This window comes from Pseudoalteromonas sp. AOP7-A1-14, assembly GCF_052376275.1.
In the GTDB taxonomy this organism is placed as follows: domain Bacteria; phylum Pseudomonadota; class Gammaproteobacteria; order Enterobacterales; family Alteromonadaceae; genus Pseudoalteromonas.
The window spans coordinates 35,757-49,691 of the sequence record NZ_JBQSVO010000001.1 but is presented as its reverse complement, the minus strand read 5'-3'; the positions used below and the strand labels follow the sequence as shown (position 1 = coordinate 49,691).

The following is a 13,935-nucleotide window of genomic DNA, read 5'->3' as shown; positions in this document are numbered from 1 at the left end:
TTCCTTGACGGGTATTAACCCATCATAACCTGTGTTTTATGAAAAAATAATATTACACACTATATCAATAAAAAAATAACTATAATTAATCCCACGTAGGTACTGTCACCTACGTATAAATTAGCTATAGTTAATGTGCCTAACAATAAAGTTTGATGTGCTGATGCCCTTGCAAAAAAACAATAAAAAACTTCAAACCACTAACTTTAAAATCGCTTTTTGGGTTTCCCTAGTACTGATTGTATTAATAGGTTTTGTACTCGATCACATTAATTACAACCGTGAAAAAGCAGCACAAAGGCTGCAGGTTCTTTCTGAGGTCAGTACCTATCGCACCCAAATTGAATCCACTCTAGTAGCTAACATTCAATTAATTCGAGGTCTTGGCGTAGCAATAGCTGCAGAGCCAAACTTAGATCAAGCACGATTCGCACAAATAGCAGCCCCATTATTTAAAACCTCCTCTGAGTTACGAAATATTGCCGGTGCGCCTAATATGGTCATTAGCATGGCCTACCCTTTAAAAGGTAATGAAGCAGCTATTGGCCTTAATTTTTTAGAAAATGAAAAACACCGTTCCAATGCTCTCAAAGCACGTGATACCAATAACATTGTTATGGCTGGGCCTCTGGAATTGATACAAGGAGAGCAAGCCTTAATAGCCAAGGTACCTGTATTTTTGGAACCTGATGAAAAATTCTGGGGGCTATTATCGGTGGGGTTAGACATCGATAAAATTTACACCAAAGCAGGATTATATGAACTTGAAGAAGAGTACTTTGTAGCGCTACAGGGCCGTGATGGTCTTGGTACTGAGGGGGATTATTTTCGAGGTTCAACTGATATTTTAAGTAACGATCCGCTATCATTCCCACTGCACTTTCAAGGCGGAGAATGGCAGCTATATGTAAGCCCTAAATCGGGATGGGATCCTGCTAGTTCAAGTATCTGGCCATTACGATTTACTATTTTAACAATTTGCGGGATGCTAATTTGGGCCTTTGTTTTCTTTTTAAAAATGCTTAACCGCCAACAACAAAGCGAACAAATGTTCGTGACCATGAGCAATATGGCACAAGTTGGGGCATGGTCATTTAACTTAGAGAATCAGCAAGTTTACTGGTCAGATATGACCAAGAAAATATTTAAATATCCTCTTGATAAGCAGCCCGACTGGCCCACTAATTTAAACTATTTTAAGTCAGGTAAAAGCCGTAATACAATACAGAAGCTCATTGAAAGAGCAATTAAACACAACGAGAATTACGAGGTAGAATTACAAATAATAAATTCTGAAGGGCAAACCGTATGGGTACTTATGCATGGTGAGCCAGAGCAAAAAAATGGCCGATGCGTGCGTATTTTTGGCTCATTACAAAATATTGATACCCGCAAACGGATTGAGTTAGAAAATAGTAAAATAGCATTGCACAACGAAATGCTCGCATCGTTAACCACTAATGATTTAATTCTAACGGGTGAGCTAAGTCGCTCAAAAGCTATTATTACTCAAGCAATTTGCCATGCTTTAAAAGTAGATAGAGCAAGCATTTGGATATTCAACACTGCAAAAGACAAGCTAGAGCTTTTTGCCTTCCATGGTAATCATGATCTTAGCTACAGCACTGCAAAACCATGGCTTAAAAGTGAATTAGAGGATTTTTTTGCCGCCATTGAAAGTCATGCAGTGGTTAGCGCTACAGATGCACAAAATCACGCTATGCTCAGCCCTTTAACCGCTCAGTACCTTAAGCCCCTTGAAATTAAATCAATGCTCAATGTTATTATTCCCGCAGGCTCTGGTGTTATGGGCATTGTTTGCGCTGAGCAATCAAGTAACAAACGGCACTGGACTCACAATGAGGAAGGTTTTTTAATCGCCGTGGCTGCGCTTATTGGTAGTCTTCACTCTAGTCAGCAACGTATCGAAACCGAGCAACAATTAGTCACCGCCAAAGAAACTGCAGAGCAAGCCGTAAAAGCTAAAAGCGAGTTTTTAGCTAGTATGAGCCATGAAATTCGTACTCCTATGAATGGGGTACTTGGCATGCTCAATATTGTCAAGCAAACCCAGCTTAATAAACAACAAAAGCATCATATCGAATTGGCACAGTCATCAGCGCAATCATTGTTAAGTATTATTAATGATATTTTAGACTTTTCTAAAATCGAAGCCGGCAAGCTAGACATTGAACATGTCACATTTAACCTTTCTAAGTTGCTCGGTGAAATTGTCGAGTCATTTGCACTAAAGGTAGAACAAAACAATAGTAAATTGATTTTAGATGCCACCAAAGTCACATTTAATGTGATTAAAAGCGATCCTAACCGCTTGCGTCAAATTATTAATAACCTACTTGGAAATGCCGCTAAATTCACTCAAGATGGTGAAGTAATTGTAACGGCAGAAGTTAAAGATAGCTTTGAAGGCACCTTTTTACGTTGCGCTATTATTGATACCGGAATTGGTATCAAAGCAAATAAACAAGATACACTTTTTGATTCATTTACCCAAGCAGACACCTCTACGACGCGTCAGTTCGGCGGCACCGGGCTTGGCCTTGCAATTGTAAAGCAGCTTTGTGAACTAATGGGTGGCGAAGTCAGTGCTACGAGTGTATATGGTCAAGGTAGTACATTCTCATTTACTATTAAAGTTCATCCAGTGCAAACTGAAGAACAACTACCCAGCCACTTGATTAAGAATAAAAAAATACTAATAATTGATGACTGCATCTTAAGTAGCACCATCGCGAGTAAACAGCTAAGCTTATGGGGCAGTAATGTTAACACTCTCAACAATTACGAAAACTGCCAACAGCAACTAGCGGCCTTTGACAACGTATTTGACGCAGTGTTACTCAATTATTACTTTTTCCAGCAAAGCGATACTAAAAGCATTGCAGCACTTAGCCAATATTTAACCAAACATCACTGTAAATTGATTCTAATGGCACCAATGGGCTTTTCTCGTGAGGAAGCGAATTTACCTTTTGAGATTGCCAGCATTATCTTTAAACCACTAACTCCATCAGACTTATTCGATGCTTTAGCGAACGATAAATACATAGAGCAACAACAAATTAATACGCCACCACAAACATCGGTAACCTTAAGTAATTTTGCCGATGAAAAAAGTGTTACAGTGCTTTTAGTTGAAGATAACAAAGTTAATCAAGTTGTGGCGTCTGCATTATTAAAGCAAGCAGGAGTCAATTTTGATATTGCTGAAAATGGCCTTGAAGCTATCGCTAAAATAAAAGAAAAAGCCTCAGCACCTTATCAACTCATTTTAATGGATTGCCAAATGCCAGAAATGGACGGTTATCAAGCAACAAAAGCAATTCGTCAAGGCCAAGCGGGAGAGGAATATAAAGAGACAATAATAATTGCGCTCACAGCTAACGCCATGCAAGGCGATAGAGAAAAGTGTTTAGCTGCCGGCATGAATGACTACCTAACGAAACCACTTGATTTTAAAGTCCTTAATCCTATGCTACAACAATGGCTAAGCCATCAATAACGCGCTAAGCTAAGACTTTAAGTAGGCAGAGAAATATTATGCAGTTAACCGTAAATCAACAACGAGTAATCGGCTGTTTATTAGAAAAGCAAAGCACTACGCCAGAGCATTACCCATTATCTTTAAATAGTTTAACCAATGCTTGCAACCAAAAGTCAAACCGTGACCCAATACTTACACTGAGTGAAGAGCAAGTACAAAACACCCTAGATGAACTAATTTCAGAACACTTAGTTACCCTCGATGAAGGGCTATCTGGACGAGTAAATAAATATGCACATCGCTTTTGCAATACCGAGTTTGGCAATTTACAGTTCAGTGAGCAACAACGCGCTATTATTTGCTTAATGCTACTAAGAGGCGCACAAACACCTGGCGAATTAAGAACACGCTGTAATCGCCTTGCTGAATTTAATAATGTTAATGAAGTAGAAGCCGCACTGAATACATTAACGGGCTTAGATCTGGTAACTAAACACCCACGAGAAGCAGGTAAACGCGAAAGCCGTTATAGCCATTTATTTTGTGATGCGAAAAGCCCTAGCCCCCTCACAGAGCCGGTACCAGTGACTAAATTTAAAACCGATGAACTCAGTGAATTACAGGCTGAAATTGACGAACTAAAAACCGAGCTTGCAAAAATAAAACAACATTTAGGGCTTTAACTTCGGTTAATCTCATTACATAATTACCCCCTAATCAACACGAGGAGCAAACCAATGCGCGCTGAGATACTTGCTGAAATGAAAGTACAGCCGACTATAGATGTAACCGCTGAAATCACCCGTCGAGTCAACTTTCTAAAAAATCGCCTAGAGGCTGCCAAGTGTCGCTCTTTAGTCTTAGGAATTAGTGGCGGTGTGGACTCCTCAACCTGCGGTCGTTTATGCCAACTTGCTGTTGATGAACTGAATCAAGCACACACTACACCTCACTATCAATTTATTGCTGTGCGTTTACCATACGGCGTGCAAGCCGATGAAGATGAAGCACAAATGGCACTTGATTTTATCAAGCCAAGTAAACGCCTCACAGTTAACATCAAACCCGGCGCAGACGGCATGCATGAGCAAGCACTCGCCGCGATTGTAGGCGCGGATGAGTCATTACCTGAACAAACTCAAGTTGATTTTATTAAAGGCAACGTCAAAGCCCGTCAGCGCATGGTAGCGCAGTATGAAATTGCCGGTTTTTGCCAAGGCTTAGTGGTTGGCACCGATCATAGCGCAGAAAATATTACTGGCTTTTATACCAAGTTTGGTGACGGTGCTTGCGACTTAGCCCCCCTGTTTGGTTTGTCAAAACGCCAAGTTCGCGCCCTTGCTGAGCAATTAGGAGCCCCTGCCGCTCTTGTTCATAAAACGCCAACGGCTGATTTAGAATGCGACCGCCCAGGCCTTACAGATGAAGAAGCATTAGGCTTAAGTTATGAGCAAATTGATGACTTTTTAGAAGGCAAAGAAGTCGCGACCGAAGTAAAAGAAAAGCTCATCGCAATATACAAACATACCCAACATAAACGCCAAGCAATACCTACAATTTATGATGAGCTGTAATTATTTATAGCTAATTACAGCTATCACACGCTAAATTAAGAGCAGTTAACGCCAATGACAATTCGTTAACTGCTTTTTTATATCAGGCTAAAATAAAACCGTTGATCGTTGTAAAGGTTTTTTACGTATAGCTGACGTCACTATGGATGAAATATTACCGCCATTTAGTTTATAGTGGGCGCAATAAAACACCGTGTTAAATTGAGAACAACAAACTTTATGACATCACCGATTTTAATAACCGGTGCAGGCCAACGAATTGGTTTAGCATTGGCCGAACACTTTATTGCTTCTGGGCAATCTATTATTGTTACCTATCGTACTCGCCATGCCGCTATTGATAAACTCGAAGCGAAAGGTGCAATTTGCCTCTACGCAGATTTTAATACCGATACCGCAATTAATGAATTTATTACGCTATTAAAGCAACATTGTCAGTCGTTAAAAGCGGTTATTCATAATGCCTCTAGTTGGGATTGTGAAGCAAACAACCCTGACAGTGCTGCATTATTTGATAACATGATGCGTATTCATGCTAAAGCGCCTTATTTAATAAACTTAGCTGTGAGTGAGCTGTTATTAGCATATCAGCAGCATAATCAGCCTGCAGACATTATTCATTTAACTGATTATGTAATTGAAAAAGGAAGCCCAAAGCACTTAGCTTATGCCGCTAGTAAGGCTGCACTCGAAAACCTTACAAAATCATTTGCAGCTAAATATGCCCCCTATATAAAAGTAAATGCGATTGCCCCTTCGTTAATTATTTTTAATGAAGGTGATGATGAACAATATCGCCAAAAAACGCTAAAAAAATCATTAATGGCTATCGAACCAGGCTGTAAAGAAATTATCAACAGTGTCGAATTATTACTAAATAGCCAATACATCACAGGACGCTCATTACCTGTCGATGGTGGCCGGCATTTAAAATAACTAATTTATAAATAATTGAGAACATTATGCACAATGAACTAAAAAACAGTTACCAAGAAATTATCAGCGCTGTAGGTGAAGATCCTAACCGTGAAGGCTTACTCGACACCCCTAAACGCGCAGCCAAAGCTATGGAGTATTTAACTAAAGGCTATCGCCAAACCTTAGATGAAATCACCAACAACGCGGTGTTTACTTCTGATGCTGATGATATGGTGCTAATTCAAGATATAGAGCTTTACTCTATGTGCGAACATCACCTATTGCCATTTGTTGGCCGCTGCCATATTGCTTATATTCCCGATGGCAAAGTACTTGGCTTATCTAAGTTTGCTCGTATTGTTGATATGTACGCACGTCGCTTTCAAATTCAAGAACAACTCACCCATCAAGTCGCCAAAGCGGTTGAAGAGGTAACGGGTGCTAAAGGTGTTGGCGTAATCATTGAAGCAAAGCATATGTGTATGATGATGCGTGGTGTCGAAAAACAAAACTCAAGTATGCGTACATCGGTTATGCTAGGTAGCTTTAGAGAAAATTCAAAAACTCGTAATGAATTTTTACAACTAGTAAAAGGCTGAGCTAATGGCTAATGCAATTATCAACGTAACCAACTTACGCCTGCGTACATACATTGGTTTTAACCCTGATGAGCGTGAAAAAAAACAAGATGTTGTGATTAACTTAGAAATTCATTACCCAGCTGATCAAGCATGCGAAACTGATGAAGTAGAGCAAGCACTTAACTACAAAGTGATCACCAAAGAAGTAATAAGTATTGTTGAGCAAGGACACTTTTTATTACTTGAAAAGTTGGTCGCTGAAATTCTAGCTGTGTGCCATAGCCACAGCAGCGTAAATTACGCCAAGGTAAGAGTAGATAAACCCCATGCATTGCGTTTTGCTGACTCTGTATCATTAACCCTTGATTGGACTAAATAATAATCTTATCAAGCCCCGTGGCAAAGGCGAGTACGACGAGATAACGAACTCCTTTGCCAAGGGTGACAATCCACAAAAACGTCCACCAGCGTACTCTAAATATCCCAGCAACAACCGTAAGTGGGTCGCCAACAATCGGCAACCATGCAAAAAATAAACTATACACGCCGTATTTTTCAAAGCTCAGCTCAGCCTTCGTGATACTCCCTGATGAGACAGGAAACCAGCGACGATCTTTAAAACGCATTATTTGCGTACCTAGCCAATAACTAGTACAGCTACCAAGCACATTGCCACACGTTGCCACCAACCAAAGTAACCATAGCAAATAACCCCCTTCGGTTACCATCGCTGTAAGCACGAGTTCTGATGAACTTGGTAGTAAAGTCGCGGAGACAAATGCCGTAAAAAATAGAGTTAAATAAGCCATAGCACCTTTAATTCACACAAATAAAAACCCAGCCATAGCTGGGTTAAAAAAATGCCTAGCTTGCTAGCTATTATTTTATAAAGTTAATCGTCATCGGGTAGGAAAACTCTTTACCATCGTTGGTTTTAACAGCGGCAATCACCACCATAATAAACGAGAAAATAGCAACCAGAGGCAGTAAAATCACACCAATAACAACAAACATCAGCATAAAACAAACCACATAAGCAATCAGTAATGTAAGCTGAAAATTAAGTGATTTCTTACCATGTACTTCAACCAGTGGCATTTCATCCTTTTTGATGAGCCATATAACGAAAGGGCCAATGATGGCGCCAAATGGAATAAAAAAACCAACAAGTGCACTTAAGTGGCAAGCCATAGCCCAAGTATGCTCATCTTTATTATTCAGTTCAACAGGGGCAGCTTGCGGCTCTAAAGGCTGCCTAGTTGATTGTGTTGTTTCAGATTCAGGTCTGTGATTTTCTTCCATAATAGTTTCCTTGTTTTGATTGTTCACTATTTAATATTACACCTTGTATAGCTAAAAACACAGTGAACTCATCAATTCCTTTTGTTAATTTAAGTAAGCTCTCAGCTTATAAAAGTAAGCGTGATAGAAATATAATAACTTTGTGAGGCTTTTGTGGTGTCACAGCTCAAGACTAAAAATATCAATAATTATTAAATAGAATACCTAATCGTATTAATAGGAAAGCTTTTGTATTATTGTCTTGGTATCGCTTAAAAAAAGTATTTAGGAAAATCAATGAACTCAGAAGTCATAAATATTTTGACTATGGCGAAGGTAATCCAAACAGCCGTAGCACCAGTCTTTTTAATTACCGGTATCGCAGCAACGCTAGGCGTGCTATCGAACCGATTAGCTCGTATAACCGATCGTGCGCGTCAGCTTGAGCGAAGATTAAAAGTAAGCGTTGATGAAAGCTTTAATCTAACTTTAGCAACAGAACTCAGAGCACTACTAAAACGTTCCCGCTGTATCCATATTGCATTTAGCTTTAGCGTATTAAGTGCACTATTGGTGTGTACTGTGGTTATGTTATTGTTCTTATCGCATATTCAATCAATTAATTTAGGTGTGACTATCGCGTTCTGTTTTGTAATTGCAATGGCATTACTCATTTTTGCATTTTTAGCATTACTAGGAGAGGTTTTTCTAGCAACAAGAAGCATGCGCAGAGGAATGATATTTGCCGATGTTGACCTCAATGATTAAGCACTGATTTAGTAATTTAAGAACAAGTATCAATGATTAGAGTTAATATTTATAGTTAAAGCTAAGTTAAGCTTCATCGCATTAAGCTTGAACCTTTGTAATAACTAAGATACAACAATAACTATTCTTGCTATGAATAGACAAACTAAGGGGCAAAAGGAATGAAATTAACATCGTTATTTTTAGGTGCTGCATTATCAGCAGTTACATTTGGAGCATCGGCGAACTCAGTTTTTAAAGAGCCAAGCGACGCCATTGAATATCGCCAAGCAGCGTTTTCTATGATCAGTGTGCAAATCGGTGATATGGGCGATATGCTAAAAGGTAAAGTTCCTTTTGATGCAGAACGTTTTCAAAAGCGCGCTGACAATGCAGCGGCTTTGGCAAAAATGCCATGGGAAGCATTTGTAGAAGGTAGCGATAAAGGTGATACCGCTGCATTACCTGAAATTTGGAGTGATAATGAAACCTTCATGAAAAAAGCAACAGCCTTTCAACAGTATGCTGACGAATTAGCTGCTGCAGCCAAAACCGGCGACAAGAAGTTGATTGCTAGTGCGTTTGGTCCGTGGGCTAAAGGCTGTAAAGATTGCCATAAATCATTCAAAGATTAATTATCTTTTAAAGTATAAAAAACCCGCTTAAATCAAATTGACTAAGCGGTTTTTTTTATGGGATAAAAAGCAGCTTTATATAGCCGCTTTTATCGCCCTATTTTTTAATACGGCGGCGTAGTATTGCAAACGGTGCAGCTAACAATACTAACCAACCAAATGAACCTGATGAATCATTATCTGGTTCTGGTGCTGGCTCTGGCTGAGGATCAGCAATCGTATCATTGACAGTTATAGACACTGTAGTCGCTTCTGAAGTGGTACCTGAAGCTTCGCGTACTGTGTAGGTAAAGCTATCTTCACCTGAGAATTGCGCATTAGGTGTATAATCAATGCTGCCATCATCATTCACAGTGGCGGTGCCATTACTCGGCTGCTCTGCCACCTCAAGAGTTGATGCTTCAAGGCTTCCCGGGATACGAGCTCCTTTATGAGCAAAGAACTCTGATGTTGAAGTCTCTGAAGTAGCGCTTGCATCAAATACAAAACGAGATTCAGCTAAATCATTCTCAAGTACATCAATAGTAATTGTTTGCTCTTCATCTACTACAACTGAATCATTCGCTGTGTAATGGCTACGATCTTTTGCGAACACTTGGAAATCAATTGATACCGAGCCACCTTCAGCTTTGTTTATCACATATCCTTTACCAATGTCATTACCTGTTGGGATATTGCTAAGCAGAGCACCAATCTGGCCATCAACCGATTCAACACCTGCTGAGTGAGAACTTGGCAGCTGTGGCACATCAATATAATTTATACGTATATCATCAGTACCTTCAGTAATTATTACCTGAAATGTATATTGTTCACCACTACCGGCATACAATTCAGCATTATTCCATTCAACAATATAGAATACATCTCCATCTTCATTACTGAGCGTACCTAGGTAAAGTTGTCCACCCCCCGTAGCACCTCCGGCCAAGTCATAGTCAGCCCACAGCGGTGCAATCACTCCATTAGGCGCTTGTGAATCAGGCATAGCTTGAGGCGCATATGAACCTGTTGTATCTACATCGGCACCTACAGCAATAAAGCCATTATCAGAAACAGTGAAAGACGAATACTCGCGGTCATCAAATATAAAGTCGGCATTTACGGTTACACTAAACTCATCACAATCCCCGGCACAAGCAAAAGGTTCTATACCAAAATCGGCTAATGAAGTAGTGCCTAAAAAGTCTTCACCCTCTATAATAAAGCTTTCTCTTGTTGCCGTGCCTTGCCAATTGATTGAACGCTTATCATCACTTAAAGTAAGATCTCCTGAACCGTTAGTAACAGTCGCTACAGGCTGTGCTCCACTAAGCATTTCGGCGTTTTCATCTAGCTCAACATTGATTTCAAACTCATCACTATACACCGTATTATTAAACTCAACGGCAACTTTAGCCGGTGTATAAGAATTCAGCGAGTCGGCATCAACAGACACTTTAAATACACTTGCATTAGTTGTTTCATCATCGTGAATAGCAAAAGGTAAATGTGCTACTTTTCCTGATGTATGAGTCCAGACTACATGACCAAAATTCCAGCCCTTAATAGTATTAAAAGAGGTATCTATATCAAGGTTAAATGTTGCTGTATCACCTTCATTATCACTACCTAATGCATCTAAACTTATAACACTTGGTGATACGCTAATTTCAGCGCCTGCCATATCTGTAACAACTTTAGCGGTCCATTCACCAGCTTCATCAAGCATGTTAGTCATAGTATTAGAAAAACTACATACACTTAAACAGCTTGGATCTGCATAAGAACCGTGCCCAAACGTAAGAGCTGCGTCGAAAGAACTTGGTATATCTAGTCTCCCTGCACCTACATCGAATGGATCAGCTTCGGTTACAAGATCTTCTTTGTGTAAACCATCCATTTTAGACGTGCTCATCAATGCTGTTTTTATTTGTACTGCATTCCACTGTGGATATTGTTGCTTCATTAATGCTGCCGCACCCGCGACATGCGGGCTGGCCATACTCGTGCCGGTTAATGAACTAAATGTTAAACCGTTTCCTTCATCGGGCGAAAATGCAGATAAAATATCAGTACCTGGCGCTGCAATATCAGGCTTTAAAAAGCTTGGTTCGCCATTAGGCCCACGCGAACTTGACGAGTTCACCGCATCAGTAAATCTTTCTACAATAGTTCTAATTACTGTTGGATCAAGGCGTGCAATGAGTGCATCCTCGGTATCTGTTAATAATTCGACTATGTCGGTACCATCTTCAAGACTCACAGATACTGCAGGGATAGTAGCGTCGTCCATTGCCATACCCATTGCACCGCCTAGGACATTGTTATGAATGATGACAGCTTCAGCCCCAGCTTTTTCTGCATTTTGTGCTTTAACAGAAAATGCACACGTACCACGTGAAACCAGCGCGACCGAATCAGCAAAGCTAACACCTTCTGCAAACTCTTCACAGCCTTCAAAATTATCTGGCGCTATCACTTGAGCCGAAATGATTGGCAATTCAAGCACTGAATCTAATGCCTCATTACTGCCCTCAACCGCCATATAAGACTCGCCTGCAACTTCAAGTGTTTGCGAGAAAAAACGACCCGTTTGTGTATTAGCAACAGTTAAGCCAGACTCGATACAACTTGGACAACCAATAGTTTGTGGCGCGTTACCATCATTACCAGCAGCTGTAACAACGACAACCCCCGCTTCTTCGGCTGCTTTAAATAAATCAGCATAAGCGCTCGATGCAGGGTTACCACCAGCACCACCACCCCATGAGTTATTTATTACATCAGCACCATCAGCGATAGCAGCTTCAAGAGCAGAAATAAGAGCTGATGTTGTACCACTAGCACCACCGTCGTTTGTGTGGTAAAGCGCCTTGTAAGCTAATAGCTGTGCTGCTGGTGCAACACCAGAAAGAGCTAAGTTGCTACCTTGATATGTTATTTCAACAGAGTTACCAACAGCCGTCCCGGCAACATGAGTACCATGTCCGTCATAACCTAATGGTGACAAATATTCATCTGGATGAAGTCCACTAGGAGTAGGCCCGAAAGCACGCGCTACTATAAGTTTATTGTTACAAAAATCAGCCTCCCCGGTTGAAATTCGACAATAATCAGGGTTGCTAGTTAAATATGCTTGTTGATCCGCAGTAAACTCCGGCTCACCGAAACTATTATCTGAGAACATTGGGTTTTCAGGACGGATACCGGAATCGATCACCGCAACCTTGACACCTTTGCCGGCCTCTGATTGCCCACCGAGAGCTTCCCATGCCTCGATCCCTTTAACAACATCAATCGATGCATCCATCACTGCATGATACTCAGTATCTAAAAATACTTTTTTTACACCTGGTAATGATGATAAAGCAGCTAGTTGATTAGACTCCCCTTCAACAACAACACCATTAAATAATGTATCAAATGATTTAGATACTTTAGCTCCACTTACTTTGGCAATGCTTTGTGTTAGTTGTTTTTGTTTTGCTTTTAAATAGCTTCTATATTTAACAGCAGCTTGTGAACCTAGTTGTACTTTACTATCTCCTGTCACAGATGATGAAGTAGCCATTAAACCAACAATATCACCTTCATAAGTGGCTAGAGGTTCATCTTCTAGCTGTACAATATAACGCGTTTTCGTTTGTTGAGTTTTATTTTGAGAGTATTGTTTAATACTTGAAGTTTCTGATTTAAAAACTTTATCGAAAGTGGGGGCTGCTATTGAACTAGTTGCTGCAAATGTAACAGCAACTGCAGCTGCGACAGCTGAAATTTTTATTGTTTTAGACATATTAATCCCTGGAAATGTTTTTTGTTTAAGTGATATCAAGCACATGAAATGCCACGTAATGGCAAATCAAATTAACATCAATAACAATTAAATCACAATAAATAACCGTTAGGGTACCAATATATCTAAAAAAAAAATAAAACTATAAATAACAAAACATTACAATGTAAACAAATGTAAATAGCTGATAAAAAAGAATAACTAACTAAACAAATAGCTCAGTGGTTCTTTACCCCACGTAAGCATTAGCACAATTAATAGCACAGCAAAAATGGCAAAAGCTAGCCAAGGAGTTTTGGTCACTGATTCTGCTGGAGCGGGACTTTGCTGCTCTTTACTGCCTGTGATCATCGCTTTAACTAATGGCTTGCCTTTAATACTATAAATAGCAATCGCTACAACATGCAAAATAATCGCATAAAATAAAATATCAAAATTGATACTATGAAGCCAACCGGCAAAATCCACAGTATCACTTGAAATATATTCCACCAAAGGACCATCAATGAGAATGTCATCGCTATTCATCAGCCCTGAAATTAATTGCACAATCAGCAAACCAAAAAATGCAATCACCATATAACTACCCGCTGCGCCATGGCCTGGCTTTTCATCTGTTTCAGTAAACGACTTAAATGCTTTAATAGGTGAATGAATAAGCGCGCTTAACTTGGCTGTTTTACTGCCAATAAAGCCCCAGATAAGTCGTGTAGCCAGTAGTGCGATTGTAAAAAAGCCTGCAACAAAATGCAGTTCCATCATTGCTTCTTCAGCGCTAAAGTAAAGTGTTGCCATAGCGATTACTAACAGCCAATGAAAACTTCGAATAAAACCGTCCCATACTTTAATTTTTGTCATCACTAACCTCAAGCCAATAAAAAGGGTATTATTTCAAACTTACGGTATTTTAGCATTACCG

The 13,935-nt window shown here is 39.8% G+C and carries 12 protein-coding genes; 8 read left to right on the top strand and 4 right to left on the bottom strand.

Going from position 1 to position 13,935, the window contains the following annotated elements; all coding sequences use genetic code 11:
* The first annotated feature begins 163 nt into the window (after positions 1-163).
* The 6 genes from ACT3RM_RS00245 to folX all read left to right on the top strand — a co-directional run bounded on the left by ACT3RM_RS00245 (position 164) and on the right by folX (position 6,957).
* A complete protein-coding gene (locus tag ACT3RM_RS00245) occupies positions 164-3,523 on the top strand; it encodes an ATP-binding protein (RefSeq protein WP_441834065.1) in 3,360 nt (1,119 codons plus the stop codon).
* 38 nt (positions 3,524-3,561) lie between these two features.
* Entirely contained in the window at positions 3,562-4,188 is a 627-nt protein-coding gene (locus tag ACT3RM_RS00240; protein ID WP_441834029.1) for a YceH family protein, read from the top strand.
* Positions 4,189-4,242: 54 nt separating this feature from the next.
* Positions 4,243-5,079, top strand: a complete 837-nt coding sequence (nadE, locus tag ACT3RM_RS00235) for an ammonia-dependent NAD(+) synthetase (RefSeq protein ID WP_441992745.1) — start codon at positions 4,243-4,245, stop codon at positions 5,077-5,079.
* Between the two features lie 219 nt (positions 5,080-5,298).
* Positions 5,299-6,015: a dihydromonapterin reductase gene (gene folM, locus ACT3RM_RS00230; protein WP_441994483.1), complete on the top strand. Its 717-nt coding sequence runs from the start codon at positions 5,299-5,301 to the stop codon at positions 6,013-6,015.
* A 26-nt stretch (positions 6,016-6,041) separates the two neighbouring features.
* Positions 6,042-6,596 carry a GTP cyclohydrolase I FolE gene (gene folE, locus ACT3RM_RS00225; protein WP_441834025.1) on the top strand — a complete coding sequence of 185 codons (555 nt, stop codon included), beginning with the start codon at positions 6,042-6,044 and terminating at the stop codon, positions 6,594-6,596.
* A gap of 4 nt (positions 6,597-6,600) precedes the next feature.
* Positions 6,601-6,957 (top strand): dihydroneopterin triphosphate 2'-epimerase, encoded by a 357-nt coding sequence (gene folX, locus ACT3RM_RS00220; RefSeq protein WP_441994484.1) that lies wholly within the window; start codon positions 6,601-6,603, stop codon positions 6,955-6,957.
* On the opposite strand, the gene ACT3RM_RS00215 is transcribed toward folX, so the two are convergent.
* Positions 6,950-7,387 (bottom strand): YqaA family protein, encoded by a 438-nt coding sequence (locus tag ACT3RM_RS00215; RefSeq protein ID WP_441834023.1) that lies wholly within the window; start codon positions 7,385-7,387, stop codon positions 6,950-6,952. The two genes, folX and ACT3RM_RS00215, sit on opposite strands and share 8 nt — an antisense overlap.
* 70 nt (positions 7,388-7,457) lie before the next feature.
* Positions 7,458-7,880, bottom strand: coding sequence for a DUF4870 domain-containing protein (locus ACT3RM_RS00210; RefSeq protein ID WP_441994485.1), 423 nt, complete (start codon positions 7,878-7,880; stop codon positions 7,458-7,460).
* A 276-nt stretch (positions 7,881-8,156) separates the two neighbouring features.
* On the opposite strand from ACT3RM_RS00210, the gene ACT3RM_RS00205 reads away from it, so the two are divergent.
* The gene (locus tag ACT3RM_RS00205) at positions 8,157-8,627 is read left to right on the top strand and encodes a DUF2721 domain-containing protein (RefSeq protein WP_441994486.1); all 471 of its coding nucleotides are present in this window, start codon (positions 8,157-8,159) and stop codon (positions 8,625-8,627) included.
* A 161-nt stretch (positions 8,628-8,788) separates the two neighbouring features.
* Positions 8,789-9,241 carry a c-type cytochrome gene (locus tag ACT3RM_RS00200; protein WP_441994487.1) on the top strand — a complete coding sequence of 151 codons (453 nt, stop codon included), beginning with the start codon at positions 8,789-8,791 and terminating at the stop codon, positions 9,239-9,241.
* Between the two features lie 97 nt (positions 9,242-9,338).
* On the opposite strand, the gene ACT3RM_RS00195 is transcribed toward ACT3RM_RS00200, so the two are convergent.
* Together ACT3RM_RS00195 and ACT3RM_RS00190 are read right to left on the bottom strand one after the other, a co-directional pair.
* On the bottom strand, positions 9,339-13,016 hold the full coding sequence (locus ACT3RM_RS00195; RefSeq protein WP_441994488.1) for a S8 family serine peptidase: 3,678 nt from the start codon (positions 13,014-13,016) through the stop codon (positions 9,339-9,341).
* Positions 13,017-13,217: 201 nt separating this feature from the next.
* On the bottom strand, positions 13,218-13,874 hold the full coding sequence (locus ACT3RM_RS00190) for a cytochrome b/b6 domain-containing protein (RefSeq protein WP_441994489.1): 657 nt from the start codon (positions 13,872-13,874) through the stop codon (positions 13,218-13,220).
* Positions 13,875-13,935 lie beyond the last annotated feature (61 nt).

Excerpts from the sequence above, each read along its gene's own strand:
- ACT3RM_RS00210 (WP_441994485.1), bottom strand. The coding sequence starts at position 7,880 with ATGGAAGAAAATCACAGACCTGAATCTGAAACAACACAATCAACTAGG.
- ACT3RM_RS00195 (WP_441994488.1), bottom strand. The coding sequence starts at position 13,016 with ATGTCTAAAACAATAAAAATTTCAGCTGTCGCAGCTGCAGTTGCTGTT.
- ACT3RM_RS00190 (WP_441994489.1), bottom strand. The coding sequence starts at position 13,874 with ATGACAAAAATTAAAGTATGGGACGGTTTTATTCGAAGTTTTCATTGG.
- ACT3RM_RS00215 (WP_441834023.1), bottom strand. The coding sequence starts at position 7,387 with ATGGCTTATTTAACTCTATTTTTTACGGCATTTGTCTCCGCGACTTTA.
- ACT3RM_RS00200 (WP_441994487.1), top strand. The coding sequence starts at position 8,789 with ATGAAATTAACATCGTTATTTTTAGGTGCTGCATTATCAGCAGTTACA.
- ACT3RM_RS00205 (WP_441994486.1), top strand. The coding sequence starts at position 8,157 with ATGAACTCAGAAGTCATAAATATTTTGACTATGGCGAAGGTAATCCAA.
- ACT3RM_RS00245 (WP_441834065.1), top strand. The coding sequence starts at position 164 with ATGCCCTTGCAAAAAAACAATAAAAAACTTCAAACCACTAACTTTAAA.
- folM (WP_441994483.1), top strand. The coding sequence starts at position 5,299 with ATGACATCACCGATTTTAATAACCGGTGCAGGCCAACGAATTGGTTTA.
- folE (WP_441834025.1), top strand. The coding sequence starts at position 6,042 with ATGCACAATGAACTAAAAAACAGTTACCAAGAAATTATCAGCGCTGTA.
- folX (WP_441994484.1), top strand. The coding sequence starts at position 6,601 with ATGGCTAATGCAATTATCAACGTAACCAACTTACGCCTGCGTACATAC.
- nadE (WP_441992745.1), top strand. The coding sequence starts at position 4,243 with ATGCGCGCTGAGATACTTGCTGAAATGAAAGTACAGCCGACTATAGAT.
- ACT3RM_RS00240 (WP_441834029.1), top strand. The coding sequence starts at position 3,562 with ATGCAGTTAACCGTAAATCAACAACGAGTAATCGGCTGTTTATTAGAA.